Annotated in this window: 20 protein-coding genes and 1 pseudogene; 8 read left to right on the plus strand and 13 right to left on the minus strand. The window is 59.5% G+C overall.

The features are described from left to right. Positions 1-3 precede the first annotated feature (3 nt). Genes moaE through moaC form a run of 3 tightly spaced genes read left to right on the plus strand, consistent with a single transcriptional unit; the run spans position 4 to position 1,602 of the window. Positions 4-531 (plus strand): molybdopterin synthase catalytic subunit MoaE, encoded by a 528-nt coding sequence (moaE, locus tag QQK16_RS00375; protein WP_284194444.1) that lies wholly within the window; start codon positions 4-6, stop codon positions 529-531. After that, positions 515-1,111 (plus strand): molybdenum cofactor guanylyltransferase MobA, encoded by a 597-nt coding sequence (gene mobA, locus QQK16_RS00380; protein ID WP_284194445.1) that lies wholly within the window; start codon positions 515-517, stop codon positions 1,109-1,111. Before moaE ends, mobA begins: the two co-directional genes overlap by 17 nt. Beyond that, on the plus strand, positions 1,108-1,602 hold the full coding sequence (gene moaC, locus QQK16_RS00385; protein WP_284194446.1) for a cyclic pyranopterin monophosphate synthase MoaC: 495 nt from the start codon (positions 1,108-1,110) through the stop codon (positions 1,600-1,602). Before mobA ends, moaC begins: the two co-directional genes overlap by 4 nt. 132 nt (positions 1,603-1,734) lie before the next feature. Here the strand turns inward: moaC and QQK16_RS00390 are convergent. From QQK16_RS00390 to QQK16_RS00400, 3 genes and pseudogenes are all read right to left on the minus strand, one after another. Continuing rightward, a pseudogene (locus tag QQK16_RS00390) lies at positions 1,735-1,932 on the minus strand (hypothetical protein); the annotation flags it as partial. Positions 1,933-2,090: 158 nt separating this feature from the next. Next, a complete protein-coding gene (locus tag QQK16_RS00395; RefSeq protein WP_284194447.1) occupies positions 2,091-4,142 on the minus strand; it encodes a hypothetical protein in 2,052 nt (683 codons plus the stop codon). A 208-nt stretch (positions 4,143-4,350) separates the two neighbouring features. Next, positions 4,351-5,450, minus strand: a protein-coding gene (locus tag QQK16_RS00400) for an IS3 family transposase (RefSeq protein ID WP_284194448.1) whose coding sequence is annotated in 2 segments (ribosomal slippage) — positions 4,351-5,189 and positions 5,189-5,450 — 1,101 coding nt in all. Because the reading frame shifts where the segments join, the coding sequence is not laid out codon by codon here. A gap of 200 nt (positions 5,451-5,650) precedes the next feature. Between QQK16_RS00400 and QQK16_RS00405 the strand changes: the two genes are divergently transcribed. Further along, positions 5,651-6,481 (plus strand): substrate-binding periplasmic protein, encoded by an 831-nt coding sequence (locus QQK16_RS00405; protein ID WP_284194449.1) that lies wholly within the window; start codon positions 5,651-5,653, stop codon positions 6,479-6,481. 40 nt (positions 6,482-6,521) lie between these two features. Here QQK16_RS00405 and QQK16_RS00410 read toward each other — a convergent pair whose 3' ends face one another. The 10 genes from QQK16_RS00410 to QQK16_RS00455 form a co-directional block, all read right to left on the minus strand. After that, complete coding sequence (locus QQK16_RS00410; protein WP_284194450.1) at positions 6,522-7,742, minus strand: GGDEF/EAL domain-containing response regulator; 1,221 nt, start codon at positions 7,740-7,742, stop codon at positions 6,522-6,524. 90 nt (positions 7,743-7,832) lie between these two features. After that, positions 7,833-8,978, minus strand: coding sequence for a protein-glutamate methylesterase/protein-glutamine glutaminase (locus tag QQK16_RS00415; RefSeq protein ID WP_284194451.1), 1,146 nt, complete (start codon positions 8,976-8,978; stop codon positions 7,833-7,835). A gap of 47 nt (positions 8,979-9,025) precedes the next feature. Continuing rightward, positions 9,026-9,532 carry a chemotaxis protein CheD gene (locus QQK16_RS00420; RefSeq protein WP_284194452.1) on the minus strand — a complete coding sequence of 169 codons (507 nt, stop codon included), beginning with the start codon at positions 9,530-9,532 and terminating at the stop codon, positions 9,026-9,028. Then, on the minus strand, positions 9,529-10,434 hold the full coding sequence (locus QQK16_RS00425; RefSeq protein WP_284194453.1) for a CheR family methyltransferase: 906 nt from the start codon (positions 10,432-10,434) through the stop codon (positions 9,529-9,531). The genes QQK16_RS00420 and QQK16_RS00425 overlap by 4 nt, the downstream gene beginning before the upstream one ends. Next, positions 10,382-10,921, minus strand: coding sequence for a chemotaxis protein CheW (locus QQK16_RS00430; RefSeq protein WP_284194454.1), 540 nt, complete (start codon positions 10,919-10,921; stop codon positions 10,382-10,384). The genes QQK16_RS00425 and QQK16_RS00430 overlap by 53 nt, the downstream gene beginning before the upstream one ends. A gap of 16 nt (positions 10,922-10,937) precedes the next feature. Further along, positions 10,938-12,653: a methyl-accepting chemotaxis protein gene (locus QQK16_RS00435; RefSeq protein WP_284194455.1), complete on the minus strand. Its 1,716-nt coding sequence runs from the start codon at positions 12,651-12,653 to the stop codon at positions 10,938-10,940. Next, positions 12,650-14,887: a chemotaxis protein CheA gene (locus tag QQK16_RS00440; RefSeq protein ID WP_284194456.1), complete on the minus strand. Its 2,238-nt coding sequence runs from the start codon at positions 14,885-14,887 to the stop codon at positions 12,650-12,652. Before QQK16_RS00440 ends, QQK16_RS00435 begins: the two co-directional genes overlap by 4 nt. Beyond that, positions 14,887-15,210, minus strand: a complete 324-nt coding sequence (locus QQK16_RS00445) for an STAS domain-containing protein (RefSeq protein WP_284194457.1) — start codon at positions 15,208-15,210, stop codon at positions 14,887-14,889. The genes QQK16_RS00440 and QQK16_RS00445 overlap by 1 nt, the downstream gene beginning before the upstream one ends. Positions 15,211-15,224: 14 nt before the next feature. Beyond that, the gene (locus tag QQK16_RS00450) at positions 15,225-15,608 is read right to left on the minus strand and encodes a response regulator (protein WP_284194458.1); all 384 of its coding nucleotides are present in this window, start codon (positions 15,606-15,608) and stop codon (positions 15,225-15,227) included. A gap of 104 nt (positions 15,609-15,712) precedes the next feature. After that, positions 15,713-16,072, minus strand: a complete 360-nt coding sequence (locus tag QQK16_RS00455) for a hypothetical protein (RefSeq protein ID WP_284194459.1) — start codon at positions 16,070-16,072, stop codon at positions 15,713-15,715. A 182-nt stretch (positions 16,073-16,254) separates the two neighbouring features. Here QQK16_RS00455 and ompR point away from each other — a divergent pair, with 182 nt between their 5' ends. From ompR to QQK16_RS00475, 4 genes are all read left to right on the plus strand, one after another. Beyond that, a complete protein-coding gene (gene ompR, locus QQK16_RS00460; RefSeq protein WP_284194460.1) occupies positions 16,255-16,983 on the plus strand; it encodes an osmolarity response regulator transcription factor OmpR in 729 nt (242 codons plus the stop codon). After that, positions 16,983-18,305: an ATP-binding protein gene (locus QQK16_RS00465; protein ID WP_284194461.1), complete on the plus strand. Its 1,323-nt coding sequence runs from the start codon at positions 16,983-16,985 to the stop codon at positions 18,303-18,305. The genes ompR and QQK16_RS00465 overlap by 1 nt, the downstream gene beginning before the upstream one ends. 378 nt (positions 18,306-18,683) lie before the next feature. Then, positions 18,684-19,217: an SRPBCC family protein gene (locus tag QQK16_RS00470; RefSeq protein ID WP_284194462.1), complete on the plus strand. Its 534-nt coding sequence runs from the start codon at positions 18,684-18,686 to the stop codon at positions 19,215-19,217. Positions 19,218-19,330: 113 nt separating this feature from the next. Next, complete coding sequence (locus QQK16_RS00475) at positions 19,331-20,098, plus strand: 3-hydroxyacyl-CoA dehydrogenase (protein ID WP_284194463.1); 768 nt, start codon at positions 19,331-19,333, stop codon at positions 20,096-20,098. Positions 20,099-20,106 lie beyond the last annotated feature (8 nt).

The raw sequence follows: 20,106 nt of genomic DNA on the forward strand, positions 1-20,106 counted from the left end.
GCGATGGAAACACTGCCTCAAGCTACCATTCCATCGGCGCGCCTCCATGTTGCGGTGCAGGCCGAAGACTTTGACCTGCAGACCGAGCTGCGTACCCTGTCTGCTGGCGACCGCGGTATTGGCGCCATCACCAGTTTTGTGGGCCTGGTACGTGATCTGAACCTGGCCGATGATGTCGTGGCGCTGGAACTCGAGCACTACCCCGGCATGACCGAAAAAGCCCTGATACGCATCGCAGAAGAAGCTGCCGTTCGCTGGCCGTTGCATGGGGTAAGCATCATCCACCGGGTCGGCAAGCTATACCCTGGTGACGCCATCGTACTGGTGCTGGTCGCCAGCGCCCATCGCCATGCCGCCTTCGAGGCCAATGCCTTCATCATGGACTTCCTCAAGACCCGAGCCCCCTTCTGGAAGAAGGAATGGACACCCGAAGGACCGCGCTGGGTGGATGCCCGCGAAACCGACTACAGCGCAGCCGCCCGCTGGCACAAGGTCGTCAGCGAGCAATATGGCAATGACAAACACGACTGAAGCTTATGAAGCCGTGATACTGGCCGGCGGTCAGGGCAGCCGCATGGGCGGCCTGGACAAGGGCTTGGTGCCCTGGCAGGGCACACCCCTATACCAGCATGCACTGAGCCGTCTGGCGCAGCAATCCTTCCGCCCCCAGCGGGTCAGCCTCAGCGTCAATCGCAATCTCGCCCACTATGCGGCCAGCGGCCTGCCTCTGTTGGGCGACAGGCGCCTTGGCCACGCCGGCCCGTTGGCCGGCGTGGAAACGGCCTTATTACACAGCCAGAGCGACTGGCTGTTGTGCCTGCCATGCGACATGCCCCTGCTACCCACTGAGCTGGCCGCCAGCCTGCTGAGTGCGGTAAACGGCACCACCCTGGCGGCCTACGCCACGACAGCAGAGGGTCCGCAGCCGGTGTGCTGCCTGCTGCATCGATCCCTGGGCAGCGCCCTGTCGCGCTATCTTGATAGCGGCCAGGGCCGGGTACTGGGCTGGCTGAACACCCTGCCTGCCGCTGCCGTCGGCTTTGACGACAGCGCCAGCTTTGCCAATTTCAATACCTTGGCGGCAGTCGCCGCAGACGAGCATAAGACATGAGCAATGATTTGACCCATTTCAACGCCCAGGGCCAGGCCCATATGGTGGACGTGGCCAACAAGGCGGAAACCCACCGGGTCGCCATCGCCGAGGGTCGTATCAGCATGCAGCCCAGCACCTTCGAGCGATTGCAGGGAGGCCAGGCCAGCAAGGGCGATGTACTGGGTGTAGCGCGGCTCGCCGGCCTCATGGCCGCCAAGCAGACCGGCACCCTGATCCCGCTATGCCACCCCATCCCCTTGACCCATGTGGCGGTAGAGTTTGAGCTGGATGCCTCCCACCACGCAGTCTGTTGCCGCGCCACGACCGAGACGGTGGGGCGCACCGGGGTGGAGATGGAAGCCATGACGGCGGTCAGCGTGGGGCTGCTGACCATCTACGACATGCTCAAGGCTGTGGACAAGGGTATGGTCATCGACTCCGTACGGCTACTGGAAAAACGTGGCGGCAAATCGGGGCACTGGCATGCTGGCGAACAGAGCAACCACTAAACATAGTCTGTCAATGCCAGCGCCAGTGCGACGCTTTGCTTTCGGTGCGCCGACTAGGCAAATTCAGATTCGCGTGCGGGCGCTGGTGACCGTAGACCTGTCTTAACTAGTCCGCCCTGAACAATTCCACTTTCAGCCAGCACCCGGCGTCAATTGCGATCCCATCCGCCAGCGAATCACCAGCAACCTCGCCAGGCCAGCCAGAATCAAGGCACAAAGAAGCCGCAGCTTCCGCAGAATCATCCGCAAGTTGTGACCACAACCGCACAGCAGGGCATGGGAGGCATCGCCTTCCGCGCCTTTCAGCCAGTTCCGCTGACTTTCCCCCTCGCAAATTTGCAAGATATTGGTGGGACTTTAATGAAAACCGGCAAATCCCAACACTTGGATTTGCCATTTTTTACATATGGATCAGTGTGTTGTGGATTGTTCAGTGGTGACTAACTAACATGGGCATGCTGCCAGCAGCGCTGACCACATTCTCCAAGTCAGGCGACTGCAGGCGCCTCTTGTTTTGCTCTCAGCATTGCGGGCTCGTCTACATCCAGCACACGGGAAATGAAGACTGAACTTTCGGACGTAGGACGTGCATAGGGTAAGTAAGTCAGGTGTTCCATTATCAGCTTCAACTGAGGCGGAAAAGACAGATACTCCAGCAATTCTTGAGAAGTAGGCCGTTCGCCTGACCAGAGTCGATGGATGATTTTTCTCATCTTTTTCTCACCGTCTTTCCAGTGGAATTCAGAAATGGTACTTTCGTCAAAGAATTTACCCAATGCCGAATAATCGGAAATGTAGACGCCGTCTATAGGCTGCCTTGAGTAATTCATAGAATTCAAAATTACTGGCACCACCGTAAGCTCAGAGAGCTTCCGATCGAACAGCGACTCGACCACCTCAGGGCGGGCCCTTAAGCCGCGTTCTAGACGTTTAACCTGCTTGACTGTGTCGTCGATAAATTTGCTATAACGCAGGGCCTGTACCGCATGATTGCCTGATAACAAGGTATTCTTGCACTCGACCAGGAACAGCGTGTCGTCCAACAGCAGCAAGGCATCGTACTCATACTGAGCGTGGTCGATGCTGAAGCTGGTAGCCTTGCACTGGTAGTCCCGCTCATGGAAAAATGAGACGACCTTGCCTTCAAAACCCTTACCCTTTTTCTCAAACTGCGTGTCAAGTGAACTCAACCTCGAAAAGAGTACGTTTGGAAGGTTGCAGGTTATGAGAACATCTGCGAGCAGCGAATATTTGCCATCCTGCGAACGGATCAATGGTGAGTCATAGAGATCACGGCTGTCCTGACCGAACGTCAGATGATGGATTAGTGTTGGAATATGCAAGGCGGGAATCTGGTAATCACTGAAACCCTGCTCCAGCTCCGCTTTGTCGAACATTACCAGGCAGGAATCAGCCTGTTTGGCTTCTGCCAACAGCTTCAGCGAGCAGTAGCCTCGCACCCACTCCCGCAGGGTCAGACCGTGGTATCGCTCTTGATCCGAAAAAACGTCAAATGACAAAATTTCTGCTAGTGTCGCAAGGGCAATCCCTTCTTCCTTTGAGACGAATGGTCCACCTGAAAGACTTGGCGCTACCGCGCCTTTGGCCATGACGGGTATGAGCTGATTCGCTCCTTGTATGAACCGAATCGTGTTCTGTACCGCCCAGGAGTGAAGCCTACGGTTAGCCAAGAAATCGTAAACCTCAACCTCAGAAGGCTCACGATGAAAAAAGAGAGGGTCTGCGAATTTTGAGTAAAAATCTTCTGGAAGAGAAGAACGAGGAATCCCGGCATTTTCCATACTGGTAATTTCGCCGCCAAAGAAAAGCGTGCGGTTCGCGATGTCCTCAAGAGCATTCCAGGTTATCGCGTAGAGTTGAATAGAACCGGCTTTAAAAATATGTTCATCCGTGATTGCAACTTTTTGGGGGGCTAGTAGTTTGCCTTCAGAAAGTAAATTGTGCTCAAAAGATAACATTTTCAACGTCAAGCTCAGCGAGGAAATGATGTTGGAATATGCAGCATCCACATTCACCTCGTTGCCGTCTGGAAGTTTGACGATTACCATTTCTGGCATCGCAAACTGCAGGTTGGCTTTGGCCCTCACCTCGATTTCTGCCATCGCCTGCTGAGCTGCATCGTGGAGATCCTTGAGCTCTCGCGATGCCCGCTCGACATGGCTCCAGAATTGAATGTCCTCAGGAAATTTTGAAATGTCACACTTAGGGAGAGACGAGCGGGTCTCGTCAAAGCTACGTTCAATGATCTGAATCTTATCGTTGAGATCCCGAGCGAAAGGCTGAGCCTGTGCGTGATGATTCGTCATAACGGGAGCGTTTAGAAGCGAATCGTAAAACTCGTTTCGTTTTGTGCGGTTGCCGCGTATCTGAAAAGCACCAGGCTGTGCCAATTTCGCCGCAAAGGCAGCTATCACTTCTTCGGTACTGAGGGACTCTAGCGCTTCAAGAGCTTTTGGTAGGTCAAATTTATCAAAAGCATTTTGCAGCTGTTTTCGATGGCCGTTGTGGTCGGTACTCATGGATTGTCCTTAACGATTGGTGTAAAGGGGCAGAGTCGCCGCTAAACCCGTTCATCTATAAACGGCCTCCGAGGATCTCTGAGTTACGAGCGGCACCCACCGCAGCAAATTCTGCGCCACCGTATTGACCTCCTCCCGGCTAACCGAGCGGTCGAACCTAGAGATTCCCAGCCTTATGACCTCCTCCCGGCTAACCGAGCGGTCGAACCTAGAGATTCCCAGCCTTAATATGAGCGAGCCGGAACTCGCTCGGGGTCAGGTCATCCAGCGAACTGTGTGGCCTGAATTCGTTGTAATCCACTCGCCAATCTTCGATCTTCTCGCGCGCATCGTCCAGCGACAGGAACCAGTGCACGTTTAGGCATTCGTCTCGCAAGCTGCCGTTGAACGACTCAATGAACGCATTATCCGTGGGTTTGCCAGGGCGCGAGAAGTCCAACGTCACTCCCTGCTCATAAGCCCACTGATCCAGCATCTGGGAAATAAACTCGCTGCCATTGTCGACCCGAATTCGCCGTGGCGTCCCTCTCAATGCCTGCAAGTGACGCATCGTCGCGACGACATCCGCCGCTTTCAGGGCGTAATCGACCGTGATGGCAAGGCTCTCTCGGCTAAAATTATCGACTACAGTTAACGCCCGGATTTTCTGCCCGTTGAAGAGCTGATCGGCGACGAAATCCATGCTCCAGCACTCATTCAAACCAGAGGCGATGGGTCGTTCTTCGCGGTGTGCAGCAGCGACATGGCGGCGTGGTCGCTTCCGTCGCAGGTTCTGCCCTTCATCGCAATAAATCCGGTAGGTCTTCTTGTGGTTGATTACCCAGCCCTCGCGCCGCGACAGCACGTGGATGCGCTCGGCACCATAGCGAATTCGGGTCGCGGCGATTTCCTTAATCCGTTGTCGCTCAGCTCGATCGTCCCTGGGATGGGGGCGATAGAAATACGTCGCTTGCCGCAATTGGTTCACTGCGGTGGCACGACGAATACTGACGCGATAGGCGCCAATCAGAAAGTTAGCCAGCTCGCGCTTGCGAGCTGGCTTTACAGCTTTTTTTGGATGACTTCCTGCAACATCTGCTTGTCCAGGCTCAGGTCGGCCACCATGCGCTTAAGCCTGGCGTTTTCTTCTTCCAGTTGCTTTAACCGACGCAGTTCGGTGACGCCCAAACCGCCGTACTTCTTCTTCCAATTGTAGAAGGTGGCTTCCGAGACACCCATCTTGCGGCAGACCTCTGCAACCGTCGTACCCGACTCCGCTTGGCGAAGTGCAAATGCGATCTGCTCTTCCGTGAATTTCGACTTCTTCATGACAAATCTCCTGTCTCGCAAGGCGCTAAATTTGCCAGAAATCTCTACTTCTCAGCGCTACGATTTTGCGGGGGGAGGTCAAATCTTTCAGATCAAGGTGGGGCGAGAGGCGCACAGGCATGGGCGGCAATGGCATGGTAGTTTTCACCTTCCCTCTGTAGGATGGACACCTGTTCACCCCCTTGTGATAGCGCCGCGCCATGGGATTACCCCTGATCTACCGTCTGTTTGCCTGCCTAGGCTCGTTCCTGCTGATTGGCGCTGCCATGGCAAACTCGGTGGAACCGGCGCGGCTGACCATATTGATCGCAGAGCGGATGACAGCCGCCGGCCAACCCAAACCGGTTGATGAAAGGCGTGCGGAGGCCATACGGCTGCTGGGTGACGAAGCCCGGCTGCAGTTTGATATCAAAGCCTATCCTTGGCGACGCGCTCAGCGCATGGCGGAACTAGGCCAGGGCCTGCTATGGGGCGTCTCACGCACCACCAAGCGGGAAGCGGCCATGCTGCTATCCCGTCCTATATGGGATACGCATGTCTGGATGGTGGTACGCTCCGGCGAAGCCTTCAGCTATCACGGATTAGCAGACCTGCGCGGCAAGACGCTCTCCATCATGCGTGGCGCCCAGTATGGTGGCGAGTTTGAGGAACAGCGCGGCAAGCTGTTCAAAGTGGAGGAGGAGTCTCCCTCGCTGGAAAGCAGGCTGACCATGCTGGTGCTGAAGCGGGTGGATGTCGTGCTGCTGGCCGATACCCGCCAGGATCCGCACGATATGGAACAACATCTGAACCTGCGCTATGGTCACCTGGGTCGATGGCAGATCATCAACCGCCCCATGGTAAAAGACCCCATCCATATCGGCGTAGCCCGCAATGCCCCGATCAGCCACTACCTTGGCCGTATCAACACGGCGCTGGACAGACTGCATCAGCGGGGCACTTTGGCGGCCCTGATGGCCAAGCCGCCAAGCAAGCCCCCAACCCCAGCTTGCGCTGACTACTTGGGGCGCTGCACGATATCGCCAGCTTGAACCCGGTACGGCTGCACCGCTGGCCACGGGCCTGACTGGTTCAACCCATGCTTGGCCGTTGCGGCCGCAGGTGCTGGGTTCCCTGCTTGAGCCAGCCCGCAAGGGCATCGCCAGGCACTGGCTTGGAAACATAGAAACCTTGCGCCACGTCGCAGCCCAACAGCCTTATCAACTGCCAGTCTGAGGGGTTTTCCACGCCCTCTGCCACGGTAGTCAGATGTAGCTTCTTACCCATTTCTATCGTGCTTTGCAGCATGACATGCAGATGGGGTTTCTCGGAGGCGCCATGTACCAGGGAGCGATCTATCTTCAGCTCGGTAAAGGGAATACGCGATAGCTGCTGCATGGATGAGAAACCCGTGCCAAAGTCATCGATGCCCAGCCCAAAGCCCTTGAGCCGCAAGCGTGCCAAGGTACCCAGGGACAGTGCGAGATCCGACATCACGGCGGTCTCGGTAATCTCCAGCAGCAGGTATTTGGGTTCTATGCCGATGCGGCTGGTCACGGCCGCAATACGATCGGCCAAGTCTGGCGTAGAGAGCGACTTGGCCGACAGATTGACCGCCACGCTGATGGTCAAGCCCCTGGCATGCCAGTCCCGCAATTGCTTGAGCGCTGTCTCCAGTACCCAGTCGGTCAATTCATCAATGATGCCGGCTTCCTCAGCCATGGGAATAAAATTGGACGGTGGCACCAGCCCCAGCTCGGGATGCTGCCAGCGCACCAGCGCCTCAACCCCCCGCATCACACCCGAATGAGTCGTCACCTTGGGCTGGTGGTGCAGCACCAGCTCGCGATTGATGATGGCCCGTCGGATATCGTTGGGGGTAAAACTGTATTGTGCCTCGCGCTGCTTGTCGGACACCTCGCCGGGGCGGAATCTGGCAATCAGATTGGCCAGGCCATCATAGGACAGTGGCTTCTGCGCAATACCCAGCACGATCAGGCCATGCTCCTGCGCCATGGTTTCCACCGTGGACAAGATGGTGGTCTCGCGGCTGGATACCACGATCAAGGCATTGACCAAGTGCTGCTCGGCAATATGGCGTATCAATTCCACGCCATCCATGTCCGGCATTTCAAGGTCGGTAATCATGATGTCGGGCTTGGCGCTCACCGCCAGCACCTCCAGTGCATGCCTTCCGTTCTCTGCCTCCAGCCTGTTCTTGACCCCCAGATTGTCCAACAGGTCGAGCGCGTGTAGACGCTGTACCGCGCTGTCTTCCACCACCATGACGCTGAGTTCTGCGTTGACTGACATCGGCTTTGCCCTTGAGTCCCGCCAGTTAAAATTAACAAGCTGTAATGTAGGGCGACTTGATCGCACCGTCTAACAGAATACTAGCTCAAGCTACCGCGAAAGCGGCCGCTGCGCGCCCCTTTCAATCAAGCCGGGAATATCCCCCAGGCTGGCCACATTATCGGCAGCGCCCAGTCGTATGGCCTCCTTGGGCATGCCAAACACGATACAACTTGCTTCATCCTGGGCTACCGTGGCGGCACCGCTTTCGCGCATTTCCTTCAGACCCTTGGCCCCATCATCGCCCATGCCCGTCATGATCACACCCAGCGCATTGCGGCCAGCGCACTTGGCCACCGAGCGGAACAATACATCCACCGAGGGCCGGTGCCGGCTCACCAAGGGACCATCTATCACCTCAACGTAATAGTGGCCTGCCGCCCGCTTCACCAGCAGGTGCTTGCCGCCCGGTGCAATCAAGGCCCGGCCGCGCAAAAGCTTGTCATTGTTCTGCGCCTCCTTTACCTCTATCCGGCACAGGGTATTTAGCCGTGCCGCAAAGGTCGCCGTGAATTTCTCGGGCATGTGCTGGACAATGGCCATGGCCGGGCAATCTGCGCTTAACATGGGCAGTATCTGCTCCAAGGCCTGCACCCCGCCTGTCGATATACCCACCGCCACTATGCGTTCGGTCTGCCCCACCACCGGCATGCCATTGGGTGCATCCATGATCGCATCGGCGGTCAGCTTGGGGGACTGTATCTTCTCCGTCACGAAGGACATGGCCGTCGCCGGCTGCTTGGCAGGCGGCACAGCCGGTGGCGTAGCCGGTATGCTGCGCAGGAGTTTCAGGCGGCCTGTGGCGGCATAGGCTGCCCGTACGGCCGAAATCAGGTCAGACGAACTGTCCTGCAGAAAATCCCGTACGCCGATGGAAGGCTTGGTAATGATGCCCAATGCCCCGCTGGACAAGGCCTCCAGGGTAATGGCCGCGCCTTTCTCGGTCAGGCTTGAACAGATGACGACCGGCGTGGGCCGCTCCACCATCAGTTTTTTGAGGAAGGTGATGCCGTCCATACGGGGCATCTCGATATCCAGCACGATGACATCGGGCCACTGCAGCTTCATGCGTTCCTGGGCAAAGATAGGGTCGGCAGCCGCACCGATGACCTTGATATCGGTCTCGCGGCCCAGCTCCTCGCTCACCACCTGACGCACCACGGCCGAGTCATCGACGATCAGCACGTTGATGGGCATCGCTTCCCCCTGTCTGTCACCAAGCCCCCGCGCCTGCCGGGGGTACGCTATGGTTTAGTCTTGCCGGCGGGCTCATCCTGCGGCCGGTAGCGCAACCACACATCGCCAGTGGCAACATCAAACACGATGTGCCTATGGCCATTACCTGCCAGGTGTTCCCGGCTCAACCGGAATCCATTGCCCGCAAGCCACTGCTTGCCAAATTCAATATTGCGCTCGCCCACAGCCGGCATGCGGCCGGTATCAGTAATCAGCATCTGACCACCGCCAAACATCTTCACCACATAGTCTGCTGGCAAGGTCCCTACCGAATGAATATAGCGCATGGCCAGTTGGAAAGCCTCCTCGGCATAGCGCCCATCCAGCGGGCCATCGCCACGTGGATGTCCCTGTGGCCGCTGCGGCAAGAGGTAATGGCACATACCCCCCACCTGCCGCGTGGGGTGCCACCAGGTGATGGCAATGCAAGAACCCAGCAGGGTGCGTATGCGAGTATCACGGTCGCCGAAATACACCTCGCCCGGCTGCAGAAAGATATCAATCTGAAAGCTCATGCGCGCTTCCGATATATGGTGGGAAGTATCGGCTCGAGATCGCTGGGTATGCCTATCAACGACTCGGAGTGACCGACCACCAGCCAGCCCCCCGGTTTGAGGGTGGCCGCAACAGCATTCACCACCCTCCGCTTGGTTTCTGCGTCGAAATAGATAATGACATTGCGCAGGAAGACAGCATCGTAACGACCCATTTCCGGCAAAGGCGCAATCAGGTTGACCGGCATGAAGCGCACCTTTTGACGCAGCCCCTTGTCTATCAGCAGGCTACCCATATAGTCGCCGGTGCCCCGCAAGCAGAAGCGCTTGAGGTATTCAGGCGGAATATGATGAGCCCGCTCCATCGGGTAGAGCCCGCGCCGCGCCATCGAGAGCACCCTGCTGGAGATATCGGAACCGATAACCTCCCATACCACCCCTTGCTCCAATCGATCTGCCAATACCATGGCGAGGCTATAGCTCTCCTCTCCACTGGCGCAGGCTGCGCTCCAGATACGCACCGGTTGCCGCCCCAATTGGGGCAGCAAGACATCACGCACAGCATCGAAATGCTTGGGTTCGCGAAAAAAATAGGTTTCGTTGGTGGTAATCAGGTCAATGGCAAGCTGACGCTCCTCGGCATCGCCACCGTCCCCTATCAGGCGAAGGTATTCACCGTAGTTGGCGATGCTGCGATCCCGTAGCCGCTTGGCCAGGCGCCCAGACAGCATGGCTTTCTTGATGGGGGCCAGATGTATGCCGGTCAGCCGCTCCACCAGCACCTGGTAGAGCAGAAATTCGGCATCCGCCATCTGCACCAGGCCGAAATCATGCGGGGAAAGTGCCTCCACCGGTGCGGGGCTCACATGCTCAGCTTTCAGGATGCAGGCTTTCACTGCTACCGGCCAGTTCGGCCATTTCATCGATGGACAGCACATGCTCAAGGGCCAGAACGATGACAAAACGGCCACTGATCTTGCCCATGCCCCGGATAAATTCAGCCCTCAGCTGGGCACCAAAGGCCGGCGCCGGCTCGATGGCTTCGGGCGGGAGATCCAGCACTTCGTCGACCGCATCCACTATCACACCCAGGTCGTGCCAGTCGTCACCATACTGCACTTCCACGATCACGATGCAGCTGCGCTTGCCTATGGTGGTGGCGGGCCGGCCAAACCGCACAGCCAGGTCGATAACTGGCACCACCGCGCCACGCAGGTTGATCACACCGCGCAGAAAACGCGGCATCAGCGGCACTTCCGTCAGGCCACCATACTCAATAATCTCCTTGATATGCAATATCTCCAACGCATAGGTTTCGGTTCCCAGCCTGAAGGTCAGATACTGCGGCTGCTCCACCGGCTCGACCATGGGTACGCTAGCACGTCGATGTGGAGTAAGGGCCTGGCTCATAGTGTCACCACCGGGATCAGAAGCGGACGAACTGCGTTTCGTCCACCGGTTGAGAAGGATGCGTCAGGCTGGCCGGCAACGGTGCCCGCGGCGACACCGGCTTGACCGCGTCTGGCGGCGTAGGCGCCCTCAGTTGCACGGGCTTTGCAGTTCCAGGCTGCTTCGTGGGTGCCGGTGTGGACGCCATCCTGGTAGGTTCGATCGCAGCCAGCTGGTGCTCACCCGCCTGGCAGAACCGCTCTAGCAGATCATTCAGCCGTCGCGCATGGGCATGCAGTTCCTCAGCCGATGCCGATAGCTCCTCGGCCGCTGCCGCATTGGTCTGGGTACTTAGCCCCAGCTGCACCACGGTCTGGTTGACCTGGCGAATGCTGTCTGTCTGCTCACGGCCAGAGGCATGTATCTCGCCAACCAGTTCAGCCGTACGCCGAATTTCAGGCAACACGCCATTGAGCAGGCTACCAGCACGTGCCGCCAACTGATCCGATTCACCTGCCAGCGCCCCTATCTCTCTGGCCGCTGCCTGGCTGCGCTCCGCCAGCTTGCGCACTTCTTGCGCCACCACCGCAAAGCCTTTGCCGTGTTGGCCCGCACGTGCCGCCTCGATGGCTGCGTTCAAAGCCAGCAAATTGGTCTGGTAGGCGATATCGTCCACCACGCCTATCTTGCTGGCGATCTGTCGCATGGCTTCGACCGACGCCGCCACCGCCTGCCCCCCTTCGCTGGCCACGCCGGCCGCTCGGGCCGCCAGTTGATCGGTCTCCGCCGCATGGCGGGTACTCTGGCTGACCGCCTGGTTGATATGCTCCACCGCCACACTGGTGTGTTCGATGGCACTGGCTTGCTCGCTCGCTGTCTGCGACAAGGCGCTGGACGACGCCTCAATCTGTGAGGCGATACGCAGATTGGACTGCGCCGCATCGCATAGCTCCTGAATCATCTCGTGCAGCCGCTGGTGCATAGCGGCCAAGGCAGCCATCAGGCTGTTCTCATCCCCCGGCTTCAGTACGATATCAAGGCTGAAATCCCCTGCCGCCACCCGGCGCGCCAGCCGGGTAGCCTGCTCAGGCTCGCCCCCCAGCAGATGGGTGAAATAGTGGGCAACGCCATAGCCCAACACACCTGCCAACAGCAGGCCACCCACGCTTAGGCACAGCACGGCCACGCTCCAGTTAGCCAGAGACTTGGCTTCATCCTCAATGCTCCTGTCCAGCAGCGCGGTCTGGTCATTGGCAGCTTGTTCCAGCGCGCTCTCCAGCGGGCCGAAATCCAGCGCAATCTGCTGCAGCAGAACCGCTTTCGCCTCCGCCTGCTGCTCGGCCTGCACCGATTGCAGCAGACCAGGAATACGCTGGAGGTATCTGGGGTAGTGATCAGCAATGCGCTGGCGCAAGCCGGTCTCAATGCCACTATCAGCCTCCTGCTGGAAGCCCCCCAGCGCTGCATCCAGCTCGCGCTGCTTCTCCTTCAGACTGGTCAGCAAAGCCTCACGTTGACCAGGTTCGGCGTAGATGATCTCGGCTAGCATGCGGCGATGTTGCAATAGCCGCACATGCACACGCTCCAGGGTATGGGCGGCTTCGGCATGGTTCCGGTGCAGGCCTTCCAGCCGCTGCTGGCCCTGGTTCAAGGCCTGAACTGCCACCGCTCCGACCACAGATAGCACCGCAGCCATCAGCCCAAAGGCCAGTAGCAGCTTCTTGAACATCGATAGGCGGCCCAGCCAGCTCATGGTCGGTCTTCCTCGCGCATTGCTGGGTGACGGGCTTCACGGGCGGCTATCAAAGCCACCTTGCGCCGTTCATTCTTGGCAGCCCGATTGATCAGGTCAGGCACATCCAGTATGAGCGCCACCGCCCCGCTACCCAATATGGTAGATCCCGCCAGGCCGCGTACGCCTCTGAACAACTGACCCAAGGGTTTGATCACCGCCTGCAACTCGCCTTCCAGATTGTCCACCACCAGGCCGGCACGCTGGCTGCCATACTGCACCACCACCACCGACTGCCTGGCCGGAGCAGGAGCATCCACCTCGAACAACTCGCGCAGGGGCAGGTAGGGCAACACCTCGCCTCGCAGATTGAGGTAATGCTGTTGACTGCTACCCCTATCGGTAGGTAGGTCTAGGCATTCCAGCACCATATCCAGTGGAATCACGAAACTCACCTGCCCCACACCCACGCGGAAGCCATCGATGATGGCCAGGGTCAGCGGTACGCGCAGCCTGACTATCGTCCCCTCTCCCGCCACCGAATCAATCTCGATGTTGCCCTTAAGCGCTTCGATATTGCGCTTCACCACATCCATGCCTACACCCCGGCCCGACAGATTGGTGACAGTCTCAGCCGTGGAAAAACCCGGCTCGAACACCAGTTGCAATACCTGTTGGTCGTTCAAGACTTCGTCGGCCTGTATCAAGCCCCGCTCCACAGCACGGTTGCGTATCCGCTGCCGGTCCATACCGCCACCATCGTCCCCGACCTCGATCACCACGCTACCAGACTCATGGTAAGCATTGAGCCAGACCGTGCCATAGTCCGCCTTGCCAAGGTTGCGGCGGGCATCGGAACCCTCTATACCGTGGTCTATAGCATTGCGTACCAGGTGCACAAGCGGGTCTGCCAGCTTGTCCACCATGGACTTGTCGAGTTCTGTCTCCTCGCCTGCCAGTTCCAGCTGGATATCCTTGCCCAGTTCGCGCGACGCATCGCGTACTACCCTGGGAAAGCGGCTGAATATCTCCCCCACAGGCACCATGCGCAGCGACAGTGCCTCATCGCGTATGCGCTCCACCAGCTCACCCAGCGAGGCGATGGTCTCGATCAGCGCGCTATCGCCACTGCGGCTGGCTGACAGCTGTGCCGCCGCGCCCGAGATCACCAGTTCCCCCACCAGGTCTATCAAGGCATCCAGCCGGGTCGCATCCACCCTGACGACCCGGTGTTCGCGGGTTTTCTGGGCAGCATGCTCACGCTGTTTGTCCAGCGCTGCGGCCACCGCCTGCGGTGGCGCCAAGCGTTCTTCCACCAGCAGGGTGCCCAGGGGCCGGTGTTCACCGGCACCGGCATTCTCACGCTGTATGCCCAGTACCTCGTCCAGCTCCATCGGCGTCAGTGCGCCACCCCGCACCAGTATTTCGCCCAGGCGCGACATGCCTTCAGGCATGTCCTTGATCAGGCGTATGTACTCCGCGATATGGGCATGCGGCGGCAAAATGCGCACCTTGCTGTCATCGCGGATGAATTCGAACACATTCTCTATGGTGAGCTTGTCGACATTGGGTGCCGCCTGGAACTCGATCTCAAAACCCAGATAACAGCTCTCCGGATCCATCTCCTCGGGGTTGGGCAAGCCGTCATACAAGGTGGTGAGGTAAACAATCCGCCCCAACGATGCCAGATAGCGGATAAAGGAAATCGGGTCCATGCCATTGCGAAGCACATCGACGCCAAAACGCAGCGAGATATGCCAGTGGTCGCTGGACACAACATGGTCGCCGCCGCTCTCGACCTCTACCCTCGGCCCCGTCTGCTCCTGCTTTACCACCATGGCAGCGGCTGCAGGTGTGGGCACAACCGGCGCAGAGTCGACTAGATAAGACTTAAGTTGCGTACCCAAAGCACCGGAGTCTGGCGCTTCTACACCACAGCGCACAGCATCCACCATGCTGCCGATATGGTCTCGGCAGGTGAACAGCAGCTCGATCAGCGGGGTAGTGATGGCAAGCTCGCCCTCCCTGGCCTTGTCCAGCACGCTCTCGCATAGATGGGTAAAGGCAACTATGTCGTTCAGGCCAAACAGCCCAGCGGAACCCTTGATGGTGTGGGCAGCCCTGAACATGGCGTTGAGATGTTCACCCCGCTCCGGGCCAGCGGCATTCTCCACCGCCAGCAGCGCCGCTTCCATCGCCGCCAACAGCTCATAGGATTCCTCGTAGAAAACCAGCTTGGCGGCTTCAAGGTTCATCAGCCCGCTCCGCCTGCCAATACCACTGGGTCGCCAAACACGCCGGCCATATTGTAGAGATCGACCACCGCCAGCACGGCCTTGCTATGGCCATGGAAGAACAGCGGCTTCTCCTGCCTGGCCGCCTCACGCTTGAGCATCAGCAGCAGCTGTATGCCGGCGGTGTCCAGCTCGGCCACACCAGCCAGGTCCACCTCCACTTCGCGGGCCAGGTTGAGTTCATCCATCAGCCTGCGCTTGGCCTCGCCCGCCTCGTAGATGGTCAGCGATCCATCAATACGGAGTATGCAGCGCTCATGGTGATAGATGGAGGAGATCGCCATGGTGACATGGTCTTTCAGGGCAGTATCAGCTTGGATACGGCACGCAGCATCTGCTCGGGCTGAAAGGGCTTGACTACCCAGGCCTTGGCGCCAGCCATCTGCCCCTCAATCTTCTTGTCTTCTTGCGCCTCGGTGGTCAGCATGATGATGGGCGTGAAGCGATAGTCTGGCAGCTGCTTGACGGCCCGCACAAAGGCGATGCCGTCCATATTGGGCATATTCACGTCGGAGATGATCAGATGTACCCGGCGACCATCAAGGCGCGCCAAGCCTTCCTTGCCATCTGCAGCCTCGATCACCTCGTAGCCCGCCTGCAGCAAAGCCAGATGCACCACCTGCCGGAGGCTGGTGGAATCATCCACTATCAGTACAGTCTTCTTGCTGTCAGCGGCGGCCATGTAAGCAAACGTGGGATGGAGACTCACCTCATTGTAGTGCAGCGCTTGGCCTCCCTGCCAAGCTGCATTTCAAGCCAGGTGCCGCTTTTGCGCAAACCACATCATCAGGGTGGCGTCGCAGGCGGCGTAGCAGGCGGCTGGCTGGCCGGTGTGGCCGGCACCATCGCAGGCGTCTCTGACCGGGCAGCCTCACGCAAACGCTCCTGTAGGATGCGCCAGCGCTCTAGCCGCTCGCGCCGCATCTCCAGCCGCTGCCGCAGCAATGCTGCCTCAGCCGGTGTCAGGTCCCCCCGCTCCAGCGCCTCCCTTATGCGGGCCTGGCGATGCTGAAAGCGTTCATGCTCGCGCTCCATCCTGGGCTGGACGTGATCACGCTCCGGCCTGGCAGGTGCAGGCGCATCCGGCCCAGCCCATGCCAAAGGCAGGGCCAGTAACAGGATGGCGAGATGGGCAGTGCGTGACATGATGGTATATAGCAACAGGATGTAGTCGATAACTTGAGAATACGCCGCCTCAAACTCGGCGATGACAGCCAATTGTAAACGGGCTTGACCAGCATGCCTGCCGGTAAAGCTTTTTTACATCTGCCTACGCTTGCATGACGTGCAATCGCTACACTGCGCTCATTACTCCAGACCCTGCCGCCATGACCGCCTCCGCATCCAAGAAAATCCTGCTGATAGACGACGACCCTCGCCTGAGGGAACTGGTGCAACGCTATCTCAACGAACAGGGTTTCTCAGTCGATGCCTTCGAGGATGCCAGCCGGCTGGAAGCACGGCTGCAGCGCAACCGGCCGCAATTGGTGCTGCTGGACCTCATGATGCCGGGCGAGGATGGCCTGTCTGTCTGCCGGCGGTTGCGCGCCATGGGTGACAATATCCCCATCATCATGCTGACCGCGCGGGGGGATGATATCGACCGCATCATCGGCCTGGAAATGGGCGCAGACGACTACCTGCCCAAGCCCTTCAATCCGCGTGAGCTGCTGGCCCGCATCAATGCAGTGTTGCGCCGGCAAAAGGAGCCATCGGCACTGGCGGCACCGCTGACGGAGGGCGAGCACTTTGACTTTGGCCCATTCCGCCTGGAGATCGCCAACCGCCGCCTGCTGCGCGAGGGGGTATCGCTGCCATTGACCAATGCCGAGTTCGCCCTGCTGCGCGTTTTTGCTGGACATCCGCGCGCCCCACTGTCCCGTGAACGACTGATGGAGCTTGCCCGCGGCCGCGAACACGAGGCCTTTGACCGCAGCATCGACGTCCAAGTATCGCGGCTGCGCAAGCTGATTGAAGACAATTCGGGTGAGCCACGCTACCTGCAGACGGTGTGGGGCTTTGGCTATGTCTTCGTGCCGGACGGCAGCGAACGCTGATGCGCTGGGCACGGGTACTGCCGCAGACCATCTTCTGGCGCCTGACCTGGCTAACCGCCGGAGCGCTGATCATCAGCGTCAGCTTTGTCATTGCCCTGTTCGCCTACCAGCGCCAGCAAATGGTGGCCGCCGCCATCACCGAACAGGTCAGCGAGGTGTTGGCAGACCTGGAGGACCAGTTGGATGGCATGACACCTGCAGAGCAGGCCGAGTGGCTGGCAGCCACCCGCCGACCCTATACCCCCTACCTGATTGCCATCGACAACCCGGAAGTACGCAAGGCCGGCCCCCTGCTGTCAGCACAAAGCCGGGAGGTTGCTGCCACCTTGCGGCGCAAGCTGGCGGGCGTCAGCGAGATACGTGAGGTACGCCGGCCCAAGCGCCAACTCTGGATCAAGGTAGACATGCTGGGCCAGCCGCGCTGGCTGGTGGTGCCACTGGGCCGCTTCAAGATGGATGCCAGCTGGACCCTGGCTGCCAGCGCCGCCATGTTTGCCCTGGTAGCCCTCACCGTAGCGGCCCTGTTTGCCTGGCGCATCAATCGCCCGCTGCGTGAACTGCGGCAGGCGGCAGCCCAGCTGGGTCGGGGCGAGCAGCCTGCGCCCCTGCCGGAAACCGGCCCGCTGGAAGTCAAGGAACTGTCGGCCAGCTTCAATCGCATGCTGTCGGACCTGGACGCCAACGAGCGTGAGCGCGGCGTGATGCTGGCCGGGATATCGCATGATCTGCGAACCCCGCTGGCCAGGCTGAAGCTGGGTGTGGAAATGATGCGCGACGACAGCCTGCAGGGCGGCATGCAGGAAGACATCGAAGATATCGAACGTATCCTCGGTCAGTTCATCGATTTTGCCCGTGGCAGCGGCAGCGAATCGCCCGTGGTCAGCGACCCTGCCGACCTGGCGCGCAACCTGGTAGCCCGCTATCACCGCAGTGGCTGCGCCATAGAGCTGGATCTGGCGGACGAGCTCCCCCTGCTGGCACTGCGCCCGCTGGCGCTGAGCCGTGCCTTGAGTAATCTGATCGACAATGCCTGTCGCTACGGCAGCCCTCCCCTCAGCCTTTGCGTGGCCTATCACAATGCTCAGCTCTGCTTCAGCGTGCGCGACCATGGTCCTGGCATCCCCCCTCAGCAGCTGGAGATGGCCCTGCAGCCATTCCAGCGCCTGGACAGCGCCCGCCGCGCAGACGGCGGTAGCGGCCTGGGCCTGGCCATAGTCGAGCGCATTGCGCGCCAGCATGGCGGACAGCTCAAGCTGCGCAATCATCCCGATGGCGGCCTGCTGGCCGAGCTGAGCCTGCCTGCTTGCCAACAGCAGACCTAAGAGCCTGTTCAAAGTCTTTTCACCGCTTCGTTCGCAACCTTGCCGGATGAAGGGCAAGGCGCAAGCCGCGCAGCGGTACGGGTACCGTAAGCGGCTTGCAACGCTGCCATTCGCCGGCAAGGCTGCGAACCCGTAGGGCTGAGCTGGAAAACGGCCATTCACTGCGTTGTGGCGCTTGGCAATAACTTGTTATTGCCTGCGCACCACGCCTTGTGCCTGGCCATTTTCCAGATCAGCGACGCGGTGAAAAGACTTTGAACAGGCTCTTAGCGCCTGTTCCAACAAGCACTGCTAACAAAACCCTGCCAACGTTGTTATCTACAGCCCATCCCGGTTTGCGCTATATTCCCCGCACCCCAAACCCTGCGGGAGCCCACCGTGAAGCTTTTGAAGCGTTTCGTCCTTGTCGTGGCGGGGCTGGTCGCCTTGCTGCTGGTAATCGGCTTGCTATTGCCCAGCCATTTCGCCATCTCTCGCAGCCTGGTCATCAATGCGCCGGCCGAACGCATCTTTTCCCACCTGGATAAGCCTCGAGCCTGGAAAAACTGGTCGGTCTGGAATCGGCGTGACCCGGCCATGCAGATCGATTACGCCGGGCCTGAACAGGGTGTGGATGCCGCCTGGCGCTGGCAAAGCGCTACCGAAGGCAATGGCAACATGACCTTTACCGCCGTGGACACCAACAGGCAGCTGACCTATCGGCTCAGTTTTCCTGACTTTGGCATGAGTTCCACCGGCGTATTGAGGCTGGAGCCTGCCGGAACAGGCACCAAAGTCACCTGGACCAATGAGGGCGATATGGGCAACAACCCGGTCAATCGCTACTTCGGTCTGTTCATGGATCAGATGGTGGGCCCGGACTTCGAAGCCGGCCTCAGCAATCTCAAGGAAATCGTCGAGAAGCAGGGGTAAGCCCCCTGCCTTATCGGCGTAGCTCGCCGCGCCCGTACCCCGGCGCAGGTGTGCTGATGCTCAAGGGCGAGGCCAGCGGCCCACGCCCTCCATACCCATAGGAGACAGTAGTAATGCAGATCAAGGACAGTGTATTTCTGGTAACCGGCGGCGCGTCGGGACTGGGCGCCGCAGTGGTGCGCATGGCAGTGGCAAGTGGCGGTCGTGCCGTCATCGTCGACCGCAATGAGGCTGCCGGCCTGGCGCTGGCCGAGGAACTGGGCGCCAACGCCCTATTTGCCCGTGCCGATGTGGCCGACGAAGCCAGTTGCAGGGCCGCCGTCGCGCTGGCTGGCGAGCGCTTCGGCAAGCTGGATGTGCTGGTGAACTGTGCCGGCATCGTGCATGGCGAGAAGGTCGTCGGCAAGGAAGCCGCCCACGCCTTGGATAGCTTCAAGCGCGTGATAGACGTCAATCTGGTCGGCAGTTTCAACCTGTTGCGCCTGGCGGCAGAGGCCATGAGCAAGCAGCCGGCGCACAACAGTGCCGAGCGCGGCGTCATTATCAATACCGCATCGGTTGCCGCCTTTGACGGCCAGATCGGCCAGTGCGCCTACACTGCCTCCAAGGCCGGCATTGTGGGCCTGACCCTACCCGCCGCGCGCGAACTGGCCCGCTTCGGCATACGCGTCATGACCATTGCCCCCGGCATCTTCAAGACCCCCATGATGGCCAGCCTGCCACAGGAAGTGCAGGACAGCCTGGGCGCTGGCGTGCCCTTCCCCTCGCGTATGGGCGAACCGGATGAATACGCCCAGCTGGTGGCCGCCATCGTGACCAACCCCATGCTCAATGGCGAGGTGATACGGCTGGATGGGGCCCTGCGCATGCAGCCCAAGTAAGAACCGCT

The sequence above is a fragment of the Chitinimonas prasina genome, assembly GCF_030160395.1.
Classification (GTDB): Bacteria; Pseudomonadota; Gammaproteobacteria; order Burkholderiales; family Chitinimonadaceae; genus Chitinimonas; species Chitinimonas prasina.